Consider the following 21,383-nt stretch of genomic DNA (forward strand, 5'->3'; position numbering starts at 1 on the left):
CGGCTGGTGGTGGCCGAACAGCAGGATTGTCGGCGCTCTGTACCTGGCGTCTTGGCGCAGTCTTCGGACACCTGGCGTGGCGGTCTCCGCCGGCGCCCGCCGTTCCCGACCGCTCCGCCGACGCCGGGCCCAGCCCAGGGCCAACCGACGACACGGCGGCCCGCCCACGCCGGACACCCGCGCCCTCCCGCGCCGGGCCCACGAGCGGCATGGTGCGCGAGCTGAGGGACCGGTGGCGTTCTGTGCGGTATCCCGGCGCAGACGTGGGATGCCTGGCGTGGCGGTCCGGCCCTCGCCCGCCGTTTGTGTCCGCCCGCCCGCGCCCGGCTCGCTGCCCTTGCCCCCCGCCGCCGCGGCCGCCGTCCGTGCCGCGCGCTGCCCGCGGCCGGCGTACGCGAGCGGCGAGTGGTGCGCGAGCTGAGGGACCGGCGGCGTTCTGCGCGGTAGTCCGGAACAGACCCGGGACGTCCGGCGTGGCGGTCCGGCACGCCCGTCGCCCGCGCCCCGCCCGGCTCGCTGCCCGGCCCGCCGCCCGCCCCGCGCCCCATCCGCCCCCGTGCGTGCCGCGGTCGCCGTCCGTGCCGCGCTCGATGCCCGCGGTCGACGTGCGCGGGCGGCGAGTGGTGTGCGCGAGCCGAGGGACGGGCGGCGTTCCCCGTGGTGTCCCGGGTGGTCGTCCGGACCGTGGGTGGATGCGGCTCGGTGGGGCCGGTGGGTTACTCGTCGGGCTCCTTGGGGAGGCGGGCGGTGAAGTCGGCGACCGCTGCTCGTACGTCGGCCGCGGTCCAGGCCAGGCCCTCGGCCCGGACGGAGACCTCGGTGCGGGCCAGGCGGGGGGCCGGGGCGTCCCAGCCGCCGGTGAAGAGCATCGTGCCCGTTTCCTCCGCGGTCCGGATCGCGGTCCGGGCGACCGCCTCGGCGTCGTACGGAAGCCAGACCTGGAACTCGTGGGTGTGCGGCTCGGCCGGGTGGACATGGCTCCAGGGCAGCCCCGCCGCGGCGAACCCCTCGCGCAGCGCGGCGGCCACCACGCGCGCGTGCCGCACGTACTCGGGCAGCCGGGGCAGCTCCCGCTCCAGCCCGGCCAGTGCCGACAGCGCCGTCGGGAACTGCTGGAAGACGTTGCCGCCGTACCGGTGCCGCCAGGCCTTGGCCTCCTCCACCAGCTCCCGCGGCCCGGCGAGCGCGGCGCCGCCGTAACCGGCGAGGGACTTGTAGAACGACACGTACACGCTGTCGGCCAGGTCCGCGATCTCCTCCAGCGGCCGGCCGAAGTGCACGGTGGACTCCCACAGGCGCGCGCCGTCGAAGTGCACCACCGCGTCCCGCTCGCGTGCCGCGTCCACGAGTTCGAGGAGCTCCTCCCACGTGGGCAGCAGGAACCCGGCGTCCCTGAGGGGCAGTTCGAGCATCAGCGTCCCGAAGGGCTCGTCGAGGGTGCGTACCTCCTCGGCGGTCGGCTGGCGCGGCTCGCTCGTCACCCGCACCGGCCGCAGCCCGGCGACCTGGCTGAAGGCCTGCCTCTCGTGCACCTCGGGATGGGCCAGCGCGTGCAGCGCGACCGCCGGGTTGCCGGTGCGGCCCGCCCAACAGCGCAGGGCCACCTGCTGGGCCATGGTGCCGGTCGGGAAGAAGGCGGCGGCCTCCTTGCCGAGCAGGCCGGCGACCTTCTCCTCCAGGGCCTCGACGACCCCGTTGCCGTACATGTCCGACGCCTCGTCGAGGTCGTACACCTCCCGCGCGCCGTCCAGCAGCGCCAGCCGCTCCCGGAGCGTCCCGAGGAACCCGGGGCGCGCCAGCACGCGCTCCGCGCTCCGGCACGCGCCCGCGCGCCGTTCCCGAAGCCGCTTGTGCCGCTCCCCGTCCGGGACGCGCTCTTCGAGCCGTGCGTCCCGTGCGTCCTGCTCCGCCGTATCACTCATGTCCCGGATCATCGCGCGTCCGGGACACGGCGGTCACCCTCATTTCCCGCCCCGCGGCCGGTCGTCTCCCGCCCCGCGGCACTGTGGGCCGACCCACAGCCCGTGGGCGACCGGACCGCCCCCGGAACCGATCGCGTTAACATGACGAGAAATCGTCCGGTACCCCGAGCGGACTGGAACGGGAAGGTCACCATCGCGTGAGTAGTAGCCAACAACCAGACCCCAGGGACCGCCCCGCGCGCCTCACCGTCGGCGTCGTCGGCGCCGGCCGGGTGGGCCCCGCCCTCGCCGCGTCCCTCCAGCTGGCCGGGCACCGTCCGGTGGCCGTCTCCGCGGTCTCCGACACCTCCAGGCGGCGTGCCGGGCTGATGCTCCCCGACGTGCCCGTGGTGCCGCCCGCCGACGTGCTCGAGCGGTCCGACCTGGTGCTGCTGACCGTCCCCGACGACACCCTGCCCGGACTGGTAGCGGGCCTCGCCGAGACCGGCGCCGTACGGCCCGGGCAGCTGCTCGTGCACACCTCCGGGCGGTACGGCGCGAAGGTGCTGGACCCCGCCCTGCGCGCGGGCGCGCTGCCGCTGGCCCTGCACCCCGCGATGACCTTCACCGGGACGCCCGTGGACGTGCAGCGGCTGGCCGGCTGCTCCTTCGGCGTCACCGCCCCCGAGGAGCTGCGGCTGGCCGCCGAGGCCCTGGTCATCGAGATGGGCGGCGAGCCGGAGTGGATCGCCGAGGAGATGCGCCCGCTGTACCACGCGGCGCTCGCGCTCGGCGCCAACCACCTGGTCACGCTGGTCGCCCAGTCCATGGAGCTGCTGCGCGAGGCCGGCGTCGAGGCCCCCGACCGGATGCTCGGCCCGCTGCTCGGTGCCGCACTGGACAACGCCCTGCGCTCCGGCGACGCGGCCCTGACCGGACCGGTCGCGCGAGGGGACGCCGGCACGGTCGCCGCCCACGTCGCCGAACTGCGCCGGCACGCTCCGCAGACCGTCGCCGGCTACCTGGCGATGGCCCGCGCCACCGCCGACCGCGCGCTCGCCCACGGCCTGCTCAAGCCCGAGCTGGCCGAGGACCTGCTGGGGGTACTCGCCGGAGGCACGAACCTGCCCGAGAACGGGGAAGACCGATGAGCCGCCGCATGCTCGAACTCGCCCCCACGGTGAGCGATCTGACGTACGTGCGCGACCACCGCGCGGCCCGGGGACGCACCGCCGTCGTGATGACCATGGGCGCCCTGCACGAGGGCCACGCCACCCTGATCCGCGCGGCCCGCGACCACGTCGGCGACGAGGGCTTCGTGATCGTCACCGTCTTCGTCAACCCGCTCCAGTTCGGCGCGGGCGAGGACCTCGACCGCTACCCGCGCACCCTGGAGGCCGACCTCAAGGTGGCCGAGCAGGCGGGCGCCGACGCCGTGTTCGCGCCGTCCGTCGAAGAGGTCTATCCCGACGGCGAGCCGCAGGTCAGGATCACCGCAGGCGCCATGGGCGAGCGCCTGGAGGGCGCCAGCCGGCCCGGGCACTTCGACGGCATGCTCACCGTCGTCGCCAAGCTGCTGCACCTCACCCGTCCCGACGTGGCCCTGTACGGGCAGAAGGACGCCCAGCAGCTCGCCCTGATCCGCCGCATGGTGCGCGACCTCGACATGGGGGTGGAGATCGTCGCCGTACCGACCGTGCGCGAGGACGACGGACTGGCCCTGTCCAGCCGCAACCGCTACCTCTCCCCGCAGGAGCGGTACACCGCCCTGGCCCTCTCCCAGGCCCTGTTCGCGGGCAGCGACCGGCACGCAGCCCAGGAGGCGCTGCGCGCGCGGGCCCGTGAGGTGCCCTCCACGCGTGCGCGTGCCGAGGCACTGAGCGCCCTCGGGGAGTCCCGTGCGGCGGCCGACGCCGCGGCCGTAGCCAAGGCCTCCCCGGGCGCCGCGGCGGCCGTCCGCGCGGCCGCCCAGCTGGTCCTGGACGAGGCCGCGCGCTTCGACCCGCCGCTGGAACTCGACTACCTGGCCCTGGTCGACCCGTCCGACTTCACCGAGATCGGCGACGACTTCACCGGCGAGGCCGTCCTCGCCGTCGCCGCGCGGGTCGGGGCGACCCGGCTGATCGACAATCTCCCGCTCACCTTCGGAACCCTGGGAGCCGCCTCGTGACCAGTACAGGCATACGACTGCACGCGCCCGCGCCCGGCTGGTCCATCGCGGCGGACGTCGTGGTCGTCGGCTCCGGCGTCGCCGGCCTCACCGCCGCCCTGCGCTGCGAGGCGGCCGGCCTGACGACCGTCGTCGTCACCAAGGCCCGCCTCGACGACGGCTCCACCCGCTGGGCCCAGGGCGGCATCGCCGCGGCACTCGGCGAGGGCGACACCCCCGAGCAGCACCTGGACGACACCTTGGTGGCCGGAGCCGGCCTGTGCGACGAGGAGGCCGTACGGATCCTCGTCACCGAGGGACCCGACGCCGTCCGCCGGCTGATCTCCACCGGCGCGCACTTCGACACCGACGGCGAGGGCGGCATCGAGCTCACCCGCGAGGGCGGCCACCACCGCCGCCGGATCGCGCACGCGGGCGGCGACGCGACCGGCGCGGAGATCTCCCGCGCCCTCGTCGAGGCGGTACGCGCGCGTGGAGTGCACACCGTTGAGAACGCGCTCGTCCTGGACCTGCTCACGGACGCCGAGGGCCACACCGCGGGCGTGACCCTGCACGTCATGGGCGAGGGCCAGCACGACGGCGTGGGCGCCGTGCACGCGCCCGCGGTGGTCCTCGCGACCGGCGGCATGGGCCAGGTCTTCTCCGCGACCACCAACCCGTCCGTCTCCACCGGCGACGGCGTGGCGCTCGCCCTGCGCGCGGGCGCCGAGGTCTCCGACCTGGAGTTCGTGCAGTTCCACCCGACGGTGCTCTTCCTCGGCGCGGACGCCGAGGGCCAGCAGCCCCTCGTCTCCGAGGCGGTGCGCGGCGAGGGCGCCCACCTGGTCGACGGCGACGGGGTGCGCTTCATGACCGGGCAGCACGAACTGGCCGAACTCGCGCCCCGGGACATCGTCGCCAAGGGCATCATGCGGCGGATGCAGGAGCAGGGCACCGAGCACATGTTCCTCGACGCCCGGCACTTCGGCGCCGACATGTGGGAGCACCGCTTCCCGACGATCCTGGCCGCCTGCCGCGCCCACGGCATCGACCCGGTCACCGAGCCCGTCCCGGTCGCGCCGGCCGCCCACTACGCCTCCGGAGGCGTACGCACCGACTCCCGCGGCCGGACGACCGTGCCGGGCCTGTACGCGTGCGGTGAGGTGGCCTGCACCGGTGTGCACGGCGCCAACCGCCTCGCCTCCAACTCCCTCCTGGAGGGCCTTGTCTACGCCGAGCGCATCGCCGCCGACATCGCGCGGGAGCGGTCGGAGAACGGCCTGCACGCGCGCGTGCCGGAACCCGTTCCGTATGCCGAGCGGCCCTCCCGCCCCCTGCTCGCCCCCGAGACCCGGTTCGCGATCCAGCGGATCATGACCGAGGGAGCGGGCGTGCTGCGGTCCGCCGCGTCGCTGGCCCGGGCCGGCGACCAGCTGGAGCGGCTGCACGCCGAGGCCCGCTCGGCCCTGGAGGAGAACGGCAAGACCGCCGAGCCGGGCGTCGACACCTGGGAGGCCACGAACCTCATGTGCGTGTCCGGCGTCCTGGTCGCCGCCGCCCGGCTGCGCGAGGAGACCCGCGGCTGCCACTGGCGCGAGGACCGCGCCGAGCGGGACGACAGCCACTGGCGCCGCCACATCGTCGTACGGCTGAACCCCGACGGCACACCCGCCGTGCACACCACGGACACCGCAGAGTTCCCCCCGACCCGCCCCGGGGCCCCGGCCCCGCGTCCTCTGGAGCAGTGACACAAGTGAGCAGCGAAGACCTTCCCCTCGCCCCGAGCGGCGGTTGCGGCGACGGCTGTGCCTGCGGCGCGGACGCCGACGAGGAGTACCTGGAGTGCGGGCTCGACCCCGCGCTCGCCCAGCTCCTGGCGGACGCCGGACTCGACCCCCTCGAGGTCGAGGACATCGCGAACGTCGCCATCCAGGAGGACCTCGACAACGGCGTGGACGTGACGACGGTCGCGACCATCCCCGAGGACGCCGTGGCCACGGGCGACTTCACCGCGCGCGAGGCGGGCGTGGTGGCCGGCCTCAGGGTCGCCGAGGCGGTGCTCTCGGTGGTCTGCACGTACGAGTTCGAGGTCGAGCGGCACGTCGAGGACGGCGACCGCGTCGAGGCCGGGCAGAAGCTGCTGTCGGTCACCACGCGCACGCGTGACCTGCTGACCGGCGAGCGCAGCGCGCTCAACCTGCTGTGCCGCCTGTCCGGCATCGCGACCGCCACGCGCGCCTGGGCGGACGCCCTGGAAGGCACCAAGGCGCGTGTGCGCGACACCCGCAAGACCACGCCGGGCCTCAGGTCGCTGGAGAAGTTCGCCGTCCGGTGCGGAGGCGGCGTGAACCACCGCATGTCGCTCTCGGACGCGGCCCTGGTCAAGGACAACCACGTGGTGGCGGCCGGCGGCGTGGGGCAGGCCTTCAAGGCCGTACGGGAGGCCTTCCCGGACGTGCCGATCGAGGTCGAGGTCGACACCCTGCACCAGCTGCGCGAGGTCGTGGACGCCGGCGCCGATCTGATCCTGCTGGACAACTTCACGCCCGGCGAGTGCGAGGAGGCCGTGGCCATCGTCGACGGCCGGGCACTGCTGGAGGCGTCGGGCCGGCTGACCCTGGGGAACGCCGGGGCGTATGCCGAGACCGGCGTCGACTTCCTGGCCGTCGGGGCCCTGACCCACTCCTCGCCGATCCTGGACATCGGCCTGGACCTGCGCGAGGCGGAGTGACGGCCATGCTCCTGACGATCGACGTCGGCAACACGCACACCGTGCTGGGCCTGTTCGACGGGGAGGACATCGTCGAGCACTGGCGCATCTCCACCGACGCGCGCCGCACGGCCGACGAGCTGGCGGTGCTGCTTCAGGGCCTGATGGGCATGCACCCGCTGCTCGGCGACGAACTGGGCGAGGGCATCGACGGCATCGCGATCTGCGCGACCGTCCCGTCGGTGCTCCAGGAACTGCGCGAGGTGACGCGGCGCCACTACGGCGACGTGCCCGCCGTGCTCGTCGAACCCGGCGTCAAGACGGGCGTGCCGATCCTCTTCGACAACCCCAAGGAGGTCGGCGCCGACCGCATCATCAACGCGGTGGCGGCGAACGAGCTGTACGGCGGCCCGGCGATCGTCGTCGACTTCGGTACGGCGACGACCTTCGACGCGATCAGCGCGCGCGGGGAGTACGTCGGCGGGGTCATCGCGCCCGGCATCGAGATCTCCGTCGAGGCGCTGGGCGTCAGGGCGGCGCAGCTGCGGAAGATCGAGGTGGCCCGGCCGCGCAGCGTGATCGGCAAGAACACGGTCGAGGCGATGCAGGCCGGGATCATCTACGGGTTCGCCGGACAGGTCGACGGCGTGGTCAGCCGGATGGCGCGGGAGCTGGCCGACGATCCGGAAGACGTGACGGTGATCGCGACGGGCGGGCTGGCGCCGATGGTGCTCGGCGAGTCCTCGCTGATCGACGAGCACGAGCCGTGGCTGACCCTCATCGGGCTGAGGTTGGTCTACGAGCGGAACGTCTCGCGGCTCTGAGCGGGGCGGCGACACCCCACACGCCACACTCGCGCCTTATGTCGAATTTGTCTGATTAGCGCGTACTGTCGGCCTATGCCTACGCCATACGGAACCCGCGGCGGCATGGCGTTCGGCGCGGAGGAGCTGCCTGTGCTCCGCCGCGCCCTCGCCCTCGCCCTTCAGCCCCGTCCCGCCAGCGCCGAAGACGTACAGGAGTGCCGCCGGCTCGCCGAGTCACTCGACGAGGCGATGCGCGAGGGTGTCCGGCTGCGCGCGTTCCTGGTGGCCGATCTCGCCCGGTACCGCGCCGCCCTCCCCGGCGCGGCCGCCGGCTACCTCGCGCTCCTCGCCGAGTGCCTGGACGCGGGCCACCGGCCCACGGCCGACGACCTGGCCGCCCTGGGTGCCCTGCGCGGCGCCCCGGCCGCGGCGGCCCTCCTGCGCCGCTGCCGGACGCTCACCCCGCCCTTGGCGCCCCCTCGTGAGTCAGCCTCCGCGCACCCGGTCCCGGCCGCCCGCCCGGCCCCCGCCGGACCGCCGGCCCCGGCTGCCCGGACCGCCGCCCCAGTCCGTCCGATCGGCCCCCTCCACGGCGGAGGCGCCCCGTCGGCCGTCACGGCATCCCCCGGCGTGCTTCAGGCGCTCATGGGCGGTCCGCCGGACGGCCGGGGGGCGCAGGACGGCGGGGGCGAGAAGCCCGCCGAGAAGCCCGCCGCGAAGCCGGGGGAACGGCCCGCCCCCGCGCAGCCCGGGACGGCGCCCGCGCCGAAGCCCGTGCGGCGACCCGTGCCCACGCCGGGCGAGGTCTTCCCGCGGCGGAAGCCGGGCCCGCCCTCCGGGAAGCCGCAGCAGTGCCTCGCGGCGGTGTGACGCTCCGGGCCACCCCGCCCCTGTTTGTCCCGCCGCCGTGACTACTCTGGATCCATGGACTACGTCTCCGCACTCGTTCCCCCGGTCGTCATGGCCGCGTTCTTCATCGCTCTCGTCAGGGTGATCGTGAAGACCCAGGGCGGGGCCGCCAAGGCCAAGGAGGACGCGGCTGTGGACGCCGCCATGGCGCGCGCACAGAGCGGCTCCCAGCCCTCCGGAGCCGGCGCGCCCACCGACGCCTGAAGCGGCGTACGGCCCCGTGTGAGGACACCTCATCGTGGGGCCGTACGCCCTTTTTGTTCGCGTTTGACGCCGAAGGCGTATGTTCGGCACGCCATTCCCGGGTTCTCCCACTAGGGTGCTGAGTTGTGCCTCGGCCCCTGGGAGAACTCGAAGACGCGGTCATGACGCGGGTGTGGAAGTGGAACCGCCCGGTGACCGTTCGAGAGGTCCTGGAAGACCTTCAGCGCGAGAGGTCCATCGCGTACACCACGGTGATGACCGTTTTGGACAATCTCCATCACAAGGGCTGGGTGCGCCGCGAAGCCGAGGGCCGGGCCTATCGATATGAGGCCGTCTCCACCCGTGCCGCCTACGCCGCCGCACTGATGAACGACGCCTGGACCCAGAGCGACAACGCCGCCGCCGCTCTCGTCGCCTTCTTCGGGATGATGAGCGACGAACAGCGGCAGGCCCTGCGGGATGCCGTGCGCATCGTCGAAGGCACCGCCGAAGGTGCCATCGGGGGAACCGGCACACCCGAAGTCGCCGGTGAAGTCCCGGATACCGTCCAAGCCCCGGATACCGCCCCAGCTCCGGAAACCCGTGACGAGAACCCCGGCTCGGCACGGGACGGCAGCGGGCGATAGCGTCCGCCCATGTCCGTAGAACGCCCCGAAGAGACCGCAAAAGCCATCACCGTCCGACGGGCCCGGACCGGCGATGTCCCCGCAGTGCGCCGACTGCTGGACGCCTACGTTCGCGGGCGCATCCTGCTCGACAAAGCCACGGTGACGCTTTACGAGGACATCCAGGAGTTCTGGGTCGCCGAACGGGGCGACAACGCCGAGGTCGTCGGCTGCGGCGCACTGCACGTGATGTGGGAAGACCTGGCGGAAGTGCGCACTCTCGCGGTGAAGCCCGGTCTGAAGGGCGCCGGGGTCGGACATCGGTTGCTGGAGAAGTTGCTCGAGACGGCACGCCGGCTCGGCGTTCGCCGCGTATTCTGCCTGACCTTCGAAGTGGACTTCTTCACCAAGCACGGCTTCGTGGAGATCGGCGAGACGCCCGTCGACGCCGATGTCTACGCGGAGCTGCTGCGTTCCTATGACGAGGGCGTCGCGGAGTTCCTCGGTCTCGAACGAGTGAAACCGAACACCCTGGGCAACAGTCGGATGCTTCTGCATCTGTGATCCACATTCCGCCCGGCCGGGCATGCCCGCGTTCCCTATGTCCGAAACGCGCATGTTTCCGGACGGGGTGAGTGCCAGGTCTCTCCCAGGGGTTTGTGTTTTTCCCGCAAAAGCGGTTTGCTTTCCGACGTACTGCTGCACTGCATATAACAGGGGACGGCGAATCGGCGGACACCGACCATCCCCGGTCCTCACGTTATCGATGAAAGGAAATCCGGTGGCACAGAAGGTTCAGGTCCTTCTTGTCGACGACCTCGACGGCGGCGAGGCGGACGAGACCGTGACGTTCGCGCTGGACGGCAAGACGTACGAGATCGATCTCACCACCGCCAATGCGGACAAGCTCCGTGGCCTTCTCGAGCCGTACCTCAAGAGCGGCCGGCGCACCGGGGGCCGCGCTTCGGGCGGACGTGGAAAGGCGCGTGCCGCTTCCGGCGGCAGCCAGGACACCGCGCAGATCCGCGCCTGGGCGAAGGAGAACGGTTACGAGGTCAACGACCGCGGCCGGGTCCCCGCGTCCATTCGCGAGGCCTACGAGAAGGCCAACGGCTGATCAGGGGCCTGTGCAGGGCCCTCGTGGAACGGGAACGGCTGGGCGCACGCGCGCCGCAGCCGGATCCGGTGGACGTGTGTCGCCACCGTGTCCACCAGGCGTACGAGATCGGGGGTGCCCCCACCGCCCCCCACGGCCGACAGTGTCGGCAGCGAGGCCTCGACCTCGCACCCAGACCCGGGGGGCCGCAGCCACACGGCGGCCCCCTGTGAACCGGAGCGGCCGGGGCTGACCGGCCGCGGCCCGAGCGGACCGGCGCCCGGCGGCGGCGGCGCGTCCATCAGCGCGCCCGCGCCCAGGGCCACCAGGTCCAGGTCCAGCGCCGACGGGCCCCACTCCAGCCACTCCAGCAGCCCCGGCAGCTCCTCCGCGCTGCCCGCCGCCATCAGCAGCCGCATCCGGTCCCCCCGCAAGGCCACCGGAGAGCCGGGCCCCAGATGGCGCAGCGCCGCACGCCCGGCCTCGGCGGGCACGTCCAGGACGTCGAAGCGGCGGCCCACCACAAGTCGCACCGGTGCTCCGGGCACCGTGGCCCAGCCCAGTTCGTTCTCGTACCAGTGGCGCCAGTACCGCCGGTGCCGCGACTGCCGCCCCTCGTCGCCGGGGGCCGGCGGCTGACGGGGAGAGGGGACCGGAACGGGGACCGTGGAAGGGCTGCCGACCATGCCTGAGAAACCGTCCGAAACGCGCTGGAGTTACGCTCGGTATCGGCGTGTGTGCGAAATGTCGCGGGCGAGAGGGGTGCGCGGGGGCGGGAAAGCGCGCAAGGTTGTTCGCCCATAGCTGAGGGAACCCGGTCACGCGGCATGCATGGTCAGTCGGTACGGGTAAGAGATGCCTAGTGGGAGGGGGCGACACGCAGGCGGCACCCGGGCAGCGGAGTCTCACGTTCGCCATCGGCGTACTGGCGACTGGGGTAACTGCCTGGCCTGCGGGAACATCGTCTCGCACCATCGGGTTGGAGCAGATGTCGGCGTTCGGGGTCAGGAGGCAGTGTTGGTTCTCGGTCCGGTGTCGGCAGTTGGAATGAGCGGTCCCCGCTTGCGGGACTAAGCTGCGGAAGGACAGGGAGGGGAAGTTCCCCCCACTGCCTGACCGCTCTGAGGAGCGATTAACGATGTTCGAGAGGTTCACCGACCGCGCGCGGCGGGTTGTCGTCCTGGCTCAGGAAGAAGCCCGGATGCTCAACCACAACTACATCGGCACTGAGCACATCCTCCTGGGCCTGATCCACGAGGGTGAGGGTGTCGCCGCCAAGGCCCTTGAGAGCCTCGGGATTTCGCTCGAGGCGGTCCGCCAGCAGGTGGAGGAGATCATCGGCCAGGGCCAGCAGGCGCCGTCCGGCCACATCCCCTTCACTCCCCGTGCCAAGAAGGTCCTGGAGCTGTCGCTCCGGGAGGCCCTTCAGCTGGGCCACAACTACATCGGCACGGAGCACATCCTGCTCGGCCTGATCCGTGAGGGCGAGGGCGTCGCCGCCCAGGTCCTGGTCAAGCTGGGCGCAGACCTCAACCGGGTGCGGCAGCAGGTGATCCAGCTGCTCTCCGGTTACCAGGGCAAGGAGACCGCCACCGCCGGCGGCCCTGCCGAGGGCACCCCCTCGACGTCCCTGGTCCTCGACCAGTTCGGCCGGAACCTCACGCAGGCCGCTCGCGAGTCCAAGCTCGACCCGGTCATCGGGCGCGAGAAGGAGATCGAGCGGGTCATGCAGGTGCTGTCCCGCCGTACCAAGAACAACCCGGTACTGATCGGTGAGCCCGGCGTCGGCAAGACCGCCGTCGTCGAGGGCCTCGCCCAGGCCATCGTCAAGGGCGAGGTGCCCGAGACCCTCAAGGACAAGCACCTCTACACCCTGGACCTCGGTGCCCTGGTCGCCGGCTCCCGCTACCGCGGTGACTTCGAGGAGCGCCTGAAGAAGGTGCTCAAGGAGATCCGCACCCGCGGCGACATCATCCTGTTCATCGACGAGCTGCACACGCTGGTCGGTGCGGGTGCCGCCGAGGGCGCCATCGACGCGGCGAGCATCCTCAAGCCGATGCTGGCCCGCGGTGAGCTGCAGACCATCGGTGCCACCACCCTGGACGAGTACCGCAAGCACCTGGAGAAGGACGCGGCCCTGGAGCGCCGCTTCCAGCCCATCCAGGTCGCCGAGCCGTCCCTGCCGCACACGATCGAGATCCTCAAGGGCCTGCGCGACCGGTACGAGGCGCACCACCGCGTCTCCATCACCGACGAGGCGCTGGTCCAGGCCGCCACCCTGGCCGACCGGTACATCTCGGACCGCTTCCTGCCGGACAAGGCGATCGACCTGATCGACGAGGCCGGCTCACGGATGCGCATCCGCCGGATGACCGCGCCGCCGGACCTGCGCGAGTTCGACGAGAAGATCGCCGCGGTCCGCCGGGACAAGGAGTCCGCGATCGACTCGCAGGACTTCGAGAAGGCCGCCTCCCTGCGCGACAAGGAGAAGCAGCTCCTGGCCGCCAAGGCCAAGCGGGAGAAGGAGTGGAAGGCCGGCGACATGGACGTCGTCGCCGAGGTCGACGGCGAGCTGATCGCCGAGGTCCTCGCCACGGCCACCGGCATCCCGGTCTTCAAGCTGACCGAGGAGGAGTCCAGCCGCCTGCTCCGCATGGAGGACGAGCTCCACAAGCGGGTCATCGGCCAGGTGGACGCCGTCAAGGCGCTCTCCAAGGCGATCCGCCGTACGCGTGCGGGTCTGAAGGACCCCAAGCGTCCGGGTGGCTCGTTCATCTTCGCCGGCCCGTCCGGAGTCGGTAAGACCGAGCTGTCCAAGGCGCTCGCCGAGTTCCTCTTCGGCGACGAGGACGCGCTGATCTCCCTCGACATGTCGGAGTTCAGCGAGAAGCACACGGTCTCCCGCCTCTTCGGTTCGCCCCCCGGCTACGTGGGCTACGAGGAGGGCGGCCAGCTCACCGAGAAGGTGCGCCGCAAGCCGTTCTCGGTCGTCCTGTTCGACGAGGTCGAGAAGGCCCACCCGGACATCTTCAACTCGCTGCTGCAGATCCTGGAGGACGGTCGCCTGACCGACTCCCAGGGCCGGGTCGTGGACTTCAAGAACACGGTCATCATCATGACGACCAACCTCGGCACCCGGGACATCTCCAAGGGCTTCAACCTGGGCTTCGCGGCCTCGGGTGACACGAAGACCAACTACGAGCGCATGAAGAACAAGGTGTCGGACGAGCTCAAGCAGCACTTCCGGCCCGAGTTCCTCAACCGCGTCGACGACGTGGTGGTCTTCCCGCAGCTGACGCCGAACGACATCCTGCGGATCGTCGACCTGATGATCGGCAAGGTGGACGAGCGCCTGAAGGACCGGGACATGGGCATCGAGCTCTCCCAGTCGGCCAAGGAGCTGCTGTCCAGGAAGGGCTACGACCCCGTTCTGGGTGCCCGGCCGCTGCGCCGGACCATCCAGCGCGAGATCGAGGACACGCTCTCGGAGAAGATCCTCTTCGGCGAGCTGCGCCCCGGTCACATCGTGGTCGTGGACACCGAGGGCGAGGGCGAGTCCCAGACCTTCACCTTCCGCGGCGAGGAGAAGTCCGCGCTGCCGGACGTCCCGCCGATCGAGCAGGCGGCCGGAGGGCCCGGGCCGAACCTGAGCAAGGAGGCGTAAGCCTCAGCGGCAACCGAGAGGGGCCGGCGCCTTCGGGCACCGGCCCCTTTCGCGTGCCCGTGTGCCCGTGGTCGAGGAGGCAGCCCGTGAGACGCGGGCCACATGGCCTCGGTCACAGGGAAAGGGGGCCCACCCCCGCTCACCGGTGACATGGCACACAGGCGCTCCGACCCGTACTACGGAGCTTAGTGGGGGACAGGGGTTGAAAAAACGGACATTCAAGACAATGAAATATTGCGGAATGGGCTCTCTACAGGGCATTTGTCCCATATGGGGGAGACGTCAAGAGACGTACGACACTGTCCCCTCTTACTACTTTCCGTCGTAGTAGGGGTGTTTGGGCGGCGGTGACCGGCGGGGTTACCAAGGGATGGCCCGCCCGGCGAAGGCACATGCGTCCGGGTGGTCCTCATGTCCCCGACCCCCAGAGGTTTCGATGTTCCAGCGCGCCACGTCCCGTTCCGCCCGTACGAACAAGCTCCGTACCCGCGCCGCCGTCCTGGCCGCCGGTCTGGGGGTCTCCGTCGCCATGGGTGCGGGAGTAGCGTCCGCCGCCGAGACCACGGCGGCCCCCACCGCCGCCGTCGCGCAGGCCGCCGCCTGGACTGCGCCGGTGAAGCAGTTCGCGCTCACCGCCGGCTTCAACCAGGCCGGCGGTCACTGGGCGCACAAGCACAGCGGCCAGGACTTCGCCGTGCCGACCGGCACCAAGGTCGTCGCCGCGAACAGCGGCACCGTCGTCAAGGCCGGTCCCAATGGCGCCGGCGACGGCCCCGCCTACGGCAACGCCATCGTCATCAAGCACGCCAACGGCACGTACTCCCAGTACGCCCACCTCTCGCGCGTCGACGTGAGGATCGGCCAGGTCGTCGCCACCGGTCAGCACATAGCTCTGTCCGGCAACACCGGCAACTCCACCGGCCCGCACCTGCACTTCGAGATCCGCACCACCCCGAACTACGGCTCCGCGCTCAACCCGCTCGCCTTCCTGCGCTCGCACGGCGTGGCCGTCTGACCGGCCGAACACAGCACCGCACCGCCGCCCTGCCGACCAACGGCGGGCGGCGGACGCGTCAGGGCTCCCGCGCGCCCCGGTGCGCCTGAGTCACCAGGTCGATGGCGACCTCGAGCACGGCCTTGCGCCGCTCCTCGGGGTCGCCTCCGACGTCCTGCATGACGAACATCCCGGCGTGCAGCGTGAAGATGGCGCTGACGCAGCGGACCTGGTCGGCCACGCTCGCGCCCGGGTCGATGATGATGTCCCGCAGGCCGCGCATCCGGTCCTTGAAGGCATCCCCGATGCGCAGCTCCCGCACGGTCGCCTGGTTCTCCTGCATGAAGCGGAACAGCGGCGCCGCGTCGGCGAGCGCCTGGTCGTAGCGGCGGACGATCTCCTGCTTGGTCTCCAGCGTGTGCGGCTGCCGCCGGCCCCACTCGATCAGCTCCTCCATCGGCCGCGTGAGGCTTTCGAACAGACTGACGAGGATCTCTTCCTTCGTCTTGAAGTGGTAGTACAAGGCCGCCTTGGTGACGTCGAGGCGCTCGGCGATCTCGCGCAGGGAGGTCTTCTCGTAGCCTTGCTCGGCGAAGAGTTCGAGCGCCACGTCCTGGATGCGCTGGCGGGTGTTTCCGCGGCGCTGCTGCTTGGTGCTGTCCATCGTGACGTCCATCCTCGTACTCCTCGAGCTCCCTGGACACCTTGCCTGCCGGTCGGTCGGCAAAACTTACTTGACGACCGGCTAGTTGAAGGTCTACTTTCCAGAGTGTAGTCAACTTGCCGGTCGGCAAGTAAGTCCGATCGACTGGGGGAGCAGGACAGATGGCGGACAGCGCGAAAGCCGGGCCGGAGACGGCTCAAGCCGGCAAGCAACCAAGGAGCGTGCGGGTCGTCCTGCTCGCCCTCATGATCGCGATGATGCTCGCGATGCTCGACAACATGATCGTGGGCACCGCGATGCCGACGATCGTCGGTGAGCTCGGCGGCCTTCAGCACCTTTCCTGGGTGGTCACCGCCTACACCCTGGCCACCGCGGCGGCCACCCCGCTGTGGGGCAAGCTCGGCGACATGTACGGGCGCAAGGGCGCCTTCATGTCCTCGATCGTCATCTTCCTGCTCGGGTCCGCGCTGAGCGGCATGGCCCAGAACATGGGCGAGCTGATCGGCTTCCGCGCCGTCCAGGGCCTCGGCGCGGGCGGTCTGATGGTCGGTGTGATGGCCATCATCGGCGACCTGATCCCGCCACGGGAGCGCGGCAAGTACCAGGGCATGATGGCCGGCGTCATGGCGCTCGCGATGATCGGCGGCCCCCTGGTCGGCGGCACGATCACCGACAACTGGGGCTGGCGCTGGTCCTTCTACATCAACCTCCCCCTCGGCGCGGTGGCACTCGTCGCGATCAGCGCCGTACTGCACCTGCCGAAGAAGCGCTCCCAGGCGCGGATCGACTACCTGGGTGCCGTGCTGCTGACCGTCGGCATCAGCTCCATCGTGCTCGTCACCACCTGGGGCGGCACGGAGTACGCCTGGACCTCCGCGCGGATCATGGAGCTCATGGCGATCGGTGTCGTCGCGCTCGTCGGGTTCGTCCTCTGGCAGACCAAGGCCGCCGAGCCGATCGTGCCGCTGCACATCTTCCGCAGCCTCAACTTCAGCCTGATGTCGCTGATCGGCTTCATCACCGGCTTCGTGATGTTCGGCGCGGTGCTGTTCCTGCCGCTGTACCAGCAGTCGGTGCAGGGCGCCTCCGCGACTAACTCCGGTCTGCTGCTCCTGCCGATGCTGGCCGCGATGATGGTCGTGTCGCTGATCGCGGGCCGGGTCACCACCAACAGCGGCCGGTACAAGGTCTTCCCGATCGTCGGCAGCGTCCTGATGATCGCCGGGCTGTACCTGCTGTCCCTCATGGACACCGGCACCACCCGCCTCACCTCCGGCCTCTACATGGCCGTCCTGGGCGCGGGCATGGGCTGCCTGATGCAGATCACCATGCTGGTCGCGCAGAACAGCGTGGAGCTGAAGGACATGGGCGTGGCCTCCTCGTCCACCACCCTCTGCCGCACGCTCGGCTCCTCCTTCGGCGTCGCGATCATGGGCGCGCTGTTCAACAACCGCGTCCAGCACGAGATGGCCGAGCGGGCCGGCGCCCTGGGCCGCGGGATCACCGAGCAGTCCGCGCAGCTGGACGCGGCGAGCCTCGCCAAGCTGCCGGCCCAGGCCCGCGAGGCCTACCAGCACGCGGTGTCCGCCGGCACGCACTCGGCGTTCCTGCTGGGCGCCGTGGTGGCGGTGGTCGCGCTCGTCGCGGCGGTGTTCGTCAAGGAGGTCCCGCTGAGGGGAGCGGGACCGGCCGCGGGGGACCGGGCCGACGCGGGCGAGGCGCAGGCACGTCAGGACGTGGCGGAGGCCGTCTGACCGCCCGAGCCGAACGTGGGTGACCGAGGGGCCCGTGGAAGTCCGCCGGAAGCGGATTTCCACGGGCCCCCGGCATGTCCGCCCCGGCCCGAAGCCGTGCGCCCTCTCCCTGCCGCGGGCAGGACCGCGGCGGGGGCGGCCCCGTCCGCCACGCCAGCCCGGCCGGCGTCCGGTGGCCGGCCCGCAACGTCCCGGCCGGCACCGCGGTGGCCGGGGACCGCCCGTCCCCGGGGCCCGGAGGCAAGTGCCCGGGAACGCCCCTCGTACGTCGGCTACCGGGCGTCACTGCCCCGGAAGCAGGGGATGGCTGCCCGTGTTCGTCGGGGCGTGTTCGGGCAGCCACAGGACGGCGACGGCGCCCTCGGCCGGGATGTGCTCAGGGGCGCCCGCGGGACGGACGTTGCGGAAGGTCAGACGGGCACCTAGGACGCGGGCCTGCCCCGCGGCGATGGTCAGGCCGAGTCCGTGGCCGTGCCCGGCGCGGTCCCTGCTGCCGGTGCGGAACCGGCTCGGGCCCTCGGCGAGCAGGTCCTCGGGGAAGCCGGGGCCGTGGTCGCGCACCCGGATGACCCGGCCCTCGACGGTCACCTCGATCGGCGGCCTGCCGTGCCGGGCGGCGTTGGCGAGCAGGTTGAACAGCACCCGCTCCAGACGCCGCGGGTCGGTGGTGACCTCGGACTCGTGCACCACACGAACCTCGACGTCCGGGTCCTTGGCGGCCACCCGCCGGGCGACGAACTCGCCCAGCACGATGTCCTGGAGTTCGGCCCGCTCCGAGGCGCCGTCGAGCCGGGCCACCTCCAGCACGTCCTCCACCAGGGTGCGCATGGCCTTCGCGCGGTCCAGGACCAGTTCCGTCGGCCGGCCGGGCGGCAGCAGCTCGGCCGCCGTCAGCAGCCCGGTCACCGGGGTGCGCAACTCGTGCGCGATGTCAGCCGTGACCCGGCGCTCCGCCTCCAGCCGCTGCTGGAGCGCGTCCGCCATCGCGTCCACCGCCCGCGCGAGGTCGTCGGTCTCGTCGCGTACGACACCTCCGATGGCGTCCCGGACCCGTACGTCCGTCTCGCCCTTGGCGACCTGGTTGGCCGCGGTCGCCGCCTTGCGCAGCCGGCGCGAGAGCTGACCCCCTATGAGCACGCCCAGCGCGCTGCCGCCGAGGACGACCGTGATGGAGCCGATGACCAGGGCCTGGTCGAGGTCGTTGAGGATGTTCGTGCTGCGGTCGGTGAAGTGCGTGTGCAGGGACAGCACGTGGCCGTCCTTGACCGGTACGGCCGCCCAGATGTCGGGCAGCTTGCCGGCGCGGTCGGTGACGTATGTCGCACGCCGGCCCTGCTCGACCTTCTCCCGCAGCTCGGAGGGCAGTGCCGGGTCGTCGATCCTGATGCCGGGGAAGTTCGGCCGCCCCGACAGTTCGAAGTTGCGCTGGGCGATCTGGACCCGCTCGTCCGCCAGGTCGCGCGCGTTGTCCATCATCGACACCCGGGCGGCGTTGTGCACGACCAGGCTGAGCGCGACCGCCACCAGTGCGCCGACCAGCGCGATGGCCGCGCTGAGCTTCCACCGCAGTCCCGTGCGGATGTCCGCGCGTTCCAGGCGCTCGGGGAGCAGGCGCCGCGTGATCCCGGGCATCACCGCCCCGCTCAGGCCTTCAGCTTGTAGCCGAAGCCGCGCACCGTCTCGATGCGGTCCTGGCCGATCTTCGTACGCAGCCGCTGCACATGGACGTCGACCACACGGGTGTCGCCGCCCCAGCCGTAGTCCCACACCCGCTCCAGGAGCTTGTCCCTGGAGAGCACCGTGCCCGGAGCCGAGGAGAACTCGAGCAGCAGCCGCATCTCCGTGGGCGTGAGCGCCACCGGCTGCCCGGCCCGGCGCACCTCCATCCCCTCGGTGTCGACCTCCAGGTCGCCGAAGCTCAGGACACCGCCGTCCACCGCGGCCGGGTCGGCGTCGGCCCGGACGCCGCCGGCGTGCCCGAAGCGGCGCAGCACCGCGCGGATGCGGGCGACCAGGACGGCGCCGTCGAACGGCTTGGTCACGTAGTCGTCGGCGCCCGCCTCGAGCCCCAGCACCACGTCGATGGAGTCCGCCCGCGCGGAGAGCATGATCACCGGAACGGTCGACTCGTCGCGGATGCGGCGGCACAGGCTGACCCCGTCGAGGCCGGGGACCATGACGTCCAGCAGCGCGATGTCGGGCCGCCTGGCCCGGAACGCCTCCAGGCCGGACAGCCCGTCGGGCATCGCCGTGACCGCGAAGCCGACCCGCTCCAGGGCGAGCTGTGTGGCCTCGCGGATGACGTCGTCGTCCTCGACGAACAGGACGTGGGTCTGTTCTGCCATCCAGGTGCTCTCAGTCCTCGTGTGCTTCTCGTCGTGCGCTGTGGTCGTGCGCCCTGGTCTTCGTGCGCTCCTGGCCCACCGAGCGGGCACGTCCGCGGCCGGACGCGTCCATCCGTGACCGGTTCACCATGAGACCGGACGGGCGGCCCCGGCCGCCTCACGCCCTCGCCATTGTCGCGCGGCCGCCGCCCGAGCTCCCCCACGCTGCCGTCAGCGGCCGGGGACCGGCGTCGCGACGCCCCCGCCGGCCTTGCTGTACTCGTTGCGCGTGCTGAACTCCTTGGTGAACCGGCCCGCCGACCAGCGGTACGTGATCACGTCCTCGCCGGACGGACTCGACACCGGGTCCCCCCGCGCGTACACCTGCTTGGTCACCACGAGGTCGCCGCGGTCGATCTCGGCGTAGACCGGGGGCTCCTCGGTCTTGAAGACGTTCTCGTACCGGCCCCTCTGCTCGCGGTACACATAGGCGCCCACACCCACCGCGTCTCCGCAGGTCAGTACGTTGACGACGATGTCCTCGGCCGGTCCCGAGGTCAGGTCGCCGTACGACACGTCGACGGGGTAGTCGTCGGCCACACACGGCTTGAGGCCACGCTTGACCGCGGCCGAGACCTGCGGGTCGTCCTTGATCAGCCGGACCGCGTCCACCTGCTGGGCCCGGCCGGTGGGGTCGGGGGAGGGAACCGGGACGGTGCCCGCCACCGAGCCGGCGCGGGCCGGTCCCTCGTCGCGCGCGCCGGTCCCCCCGGTGCCGCAGGCGGAAGCGGAAAGGGCGAGGGCGGCGAGCACCGCCGTCGCCGTGATCGCCGCCTGGAAGGTGTCCCGGGCGCGCCTGGGCCCCGAGCCTGTACCCCTGCCGGTCAGGCCGCGCAACGCTCCCGCTCCTCACGCTCCAGCGCGCGTGCGTCCAGATCGCGCGCCTCCAGCTCCTCGCGGAGCCGGGCGAGCGCCCGGTGCAGCGTGCTCTTGACCGTACCTGCCGACATGCCGAGGGCGGCGGCCGTCTCCTCCGTGGACATCTGCTCCCAGTGTCGCAGCACCACGACACTGCGCTGTTTGGGAGCGAGCACCTTCAGGATGTCCATGAGGAGCGCGCGGTCGGCGTGCTGCTCGGTGGAGTCCTCGACGCGGGCGTCCGGGAGCTGCTCGGTGGGGACCTCCTCCAGCTTCCGGGCCCGCCACCACTCGGTACGCGTGTTGATCATCACGCGGCGCAGATAGGCGTCCGCGAGCCGCTTGTCGGCGATGCCCTCCCAGCGTCCGTAGGTCCGCGCGAGTGCCGTCTGGAGCAGGTCCTGGGCCTCGACCGGGTCCGGGACCAGCCGGCGCGCACTGCGCAGCAGCGCGTCGTGCCGGGTACGCACGTACTCCTCGAACTCGAGCACCTCTCCCTGCGCCATGTACGACCGCCTCCGATCCCCGTTTCCCGACCCGCCTGCCGCCGGTCTCCAAGCCGTGAGCGGACGGGCTGTGGTCGGCAGCCGTCCGGTGCCTGTCAGGCACGCAAATGAAGGTACGGAGGCGTTGTCACGGCGCTGTCCGAAGCAGCCTGCGGCCAGCCCTCGGCTGTGCGTCGGTT

The 21,383-nt window shown here is 71.8% G+C and carries 20 protein-coding genes; 13 read left to right on the forward strand and 7 right to left on the reverse strand.

Annotated features, from left to right (window positions below; genetic code table 11):
• Positions 1–716 precede the first annotated feature (716 nt).
• A complete protein-coding gene (locus ACFY3J_RS25670; protein WP_390841813.1) occupies positions 717–1,922 on the reverse strand; it encodes a threonine aldolase family protein in 1,206 nt (401 codons plus the stop codon).
• 197 nt (positions 1,923–2,119) lie between these two features.
• On the opposite strand from ACFY3J_RS25670, the gene ACFY3J_RS25675 reads away from it, so the two are divergent.
• From ACFY3J_RS25675 to ACFY3J_RS25720, 10 genes are all read left to right on the forward strand, one after another.
• Positions 2,120–3,052 (forward strand): Rossmann-like and DUF2520 domain-containing protein, encoded by a 933-nt coding sequence (locus ACFY3J_RS25675; protein ID WP_225076894.1) that lies wholly within the window; start codon positions 2,120–2,122, stop codon positions 3,050–3,052.
• Positions 3,053–3,060: 8 nt separating this feature from the next.
• On the forward strand, positions 3,061–4,071 hold the full coding sequence (panC, locus tag ACFY3J_RS25680; protein WP_390841831.1) for a pantoate--beta-alanine ligase: 1,011 nt from the start codon (positions 3,061–3,063) through the stop codon (positions 4,069–4,071).
• Positions 4,068–5,798: an L-aspartate oxidase gene (locus ACFY3J_RS25685; RefSeq protein WP_384174975.1), complete on the forward strand. Its 1,731-nt coding sequence runs from the start codon at positions 4,068–4,070 to the stop codon at positions 5,796–5,798. Before panC ends, ACFY3J_RS25685 begins: the two co-directional genes overlap by 4 nt.
• 5 nt (positions 5,799–5,803) lie before the next feature.
• The gene (nadC, locus tag ACFY3J_RS25690; RefSeq protein WP_390841814.1) at positions 5,804–6,781 is read left to right on the forward strand and encodes a carboxylating nicotinate-nucleotide diphosphorylase; all 978 of its coding nucleotides are present in this window, start codon (positions 5,804–5,806) and stop codon (positions 6,779–6,781) included.
• A gap of 5 nt (positions 6,782–6,786) precedes the next feature.
• Entirely contained in the window at positions 6,787–7,584 is a 798-nt protein-coding gene (locus tag ACFY3J_RS25695) for a type III pantothenate kinase (protein ID WP_390841815.1), read from the forward strand.
• 75 nt (positions 7,585–7,659) lie between these two features.
• Positions 7,660–8,436, forward strand: coding sequence for a hypothetical protein (locus tag ACFY3J_RS25700; RefSeq protein ID WP_390841816.1), 777 nt, complete (start codon positions 7,660–7,662; stop codon positions 8,434–8,436).
• Positions 8,437–8,490: 54 nt separating this feature from the next.
• The gene (locus ACFY3J_RS25705; RefSeq protein ID WP_384174981.1) at positions 8,491–8,679 is read left to right on the forward strand and encodes a hypothetical protein; all 189 of its coding nucleotides are present in this window, start codon (positions 8,491–8,493) and stop codon (positions 8,677–8,679) included.
• Between the two features lie 161 nt (positions 8,680–8,840).
• The gene (locus tag ACFY3J_RS25710) at positions 8,841–9,305 is read left to right on the forward strand and encodes a BlaI/MecI/CopY family transcriptional regulator (RefSeq protein WP_384175086.1); all 465 of its coding nucleotides are present in this window, start codon (positions 8,841–8,843) and stop codon (positions 9,303–9,305) included.
• 9 nt (positions 9,306–9,314) lie between these two features.
• Positions 9,315–9,848, forward strand: a complete 534-nt coding sequence (locus ACFY3J_RS25715) for an amino-acid N-acetyltransferase (RefSeq protein WP_390841817.1) — start codon at positions 9,315–9,317, stop codon at positions 9,846–9,848.
• Between the two features lie 217 nt (positions 9,849–10,065).
• Positions 10,066–10,401: an Lsr2 family protein gene (locus ACFY3J_RS25720; protein ID WP_141359577.1), complete on the forward strand. Its 336-nt coding sequence runs from the start codon at positions 10,066–10,068 to the stop codon at positions 10,399–10,401.
• On the opposite strand, the gene ACFY3J_RS25725 is transcribed toward ACFY3J_RS25720, so the two are convergent.
• The gene (locus tag ACFY3J_RS25725) at positions 10,380–11,066 is read right to left on the reverse strand and encodes an SCO3374 family protein (protein WP_390841818.1); all 687 of its coding nucleotides are present in this window, start codon (positions 11,064–11,066) and stop codon (positions 10,380–10,382) included. The genes ACFY3J_RS25720 and ACFY3J_RS25725 overlap by 22 nt on opposite strands.
• Positions 11,067–11,518: 452 nt before the next feature.
• On the opposite strand from ACFY3J_RS25725, the gene ACFY3J_RS25730 reads away from it, so the two are divergent.
• Together ACFY3J_RS25730 and ACFY3J_RS25735 are read left to right on the forward strand one after the other, a co-directional pair.
• Positions 11,519–14,044 (forward strand): ATP-dependent Clp protease ATP-binding subunit, encoded by a 2,526-nt coding sequence (locus ACFY3J_RS25730; protein WP_384174987.1) that lies wholly within the window; start codon positions 11,519–11,521, stop codon positions 14,042–14,044.
• A 436-nt stretch (positions 14,045–14,480) separates the two neighbouring features.
• Positions 14,481–15,059 carry a M23 family metallopeptidase gene (locus tag ACFY3J_RS25735; RefSeq protein ID WP_390841819.1) on the forward strand — a complete coding sequence of 193 codons (579 nt, stop codon included), beginning with the start codon at positions 14,481–14,483 and terminating at the stop codon, positions 15,057–15,059.
• Positions 15,060–15,117: 58 nt separating this feature from the next.
• Here ACFY3J_RS25735 and ACFY3J_RS25740 read toward each other — a convergent pair whose 3' ends face one another.
• Positions 15,118–15,714: a TetR/AcrR family transcriptional regulator gene (locus tag ACFY3J_RS25740; protein WP_384174991.1), complete on the reverse strand. Its 597-nt coding sequence runs from the start codon at positions 15,712–15,714 to the stop codon at positions 15,118–15,120.
• A 149-nt stretch (positions 15,715–15,863) separates the two neighbouring features.
• Here ACFY3J_RS25740 and ACFY3J_RS25745 point away from each other — a divergent pair, with 149 nt between their 5' ends.
• Positions 15,864–17,456, forward strand: a complete 1,593-nt coding sequence (locus ACFY3J_RS25745) for an MDR family MFS transporter (RefSeq protein WP_390841821.1) — start codon at positions 15,864–15,866, stop codon at positions 17,454–17,456.
• A 282-nt stretch (positions 17,457–17,738) separates the two neighbouring features.
• Here the strand turns inward: ACFY3J_RS25745 and cseC are convergent, their stop codons facing one another.
• The 4 genes from cseC to ACFY3J_RS25765 all read right to left on the reverse strand — a co-directional run bounded on the left by cseC (position 17,739) and on the right by ACFY3J_RS25765 (position 21,204).
• Positions 17,739–19,088, reverse strand: coding sequence for a two-component system sensor histidine kinase CseC (gene cseC, locus ACFY3J_RS25750; protein ID WP_384174995.1), 1,350 nt, complete (start codon positions 19,086–19,088; stop codon positions 17,739–17,741).
• Positions 19,089–19,099: 11 nt separating this feature from the next.
• The gene (gene cseB / locus ACFY3J_RS25755; RefSeq protein WP_384174997.1) at positions 19,100–19,801 is read right to left on the reverse strand and encodes a two-component system response regulator CseB; all 702 of its coding nucleotides are present in this window, start codon (positions 19,799–19,801) and stop codon (positions 19,100–19,102) included.
• A gap of 210 nt (positions 19,802–20,011) precedes the next feature.
• Positions 20,012–20,677 carry a hypothetical protein gene (locus ACFY3J_RS25760; RefSeq protein WP_390841822.1) on the reverse strand — a complete coding sequence of 222 codons (666 nt, stop codon included), beginning with the start codon at positions 20,675–20,677 and terminating at the stop codon, positions 20,012–20,014.
• Positions 20,665–21,204 carry a SigE family RNA polymerase sigma factor gene (locus tag ACFY3J_RS25765; RefSeq protein ID WP_384175001.1) on the reverse strand — a complete coding sequence of 180 codons (540 nt, stop codon included), beginning with the start codon at positions 21,202–21,204 and terminating at the stop codon, positions 20,665–20,667. The genes ACFY3J_RS25760 and ACFY3J_RS25765 overlap by 13 nt, the downstream gene beginning before the upstream one ends.
• Positions 21,205–21,383 lie beyond the last annotated feature (179 nt).

Source organism: Streptomyces sp. NPDC001231 (genome assembly GCF_042896885.1).
Classification (GTDB): Bacteria; Actinomycetota; Actinomycetes; order Streptomycetales; family Streptomycetaceae; genus Streptomyces.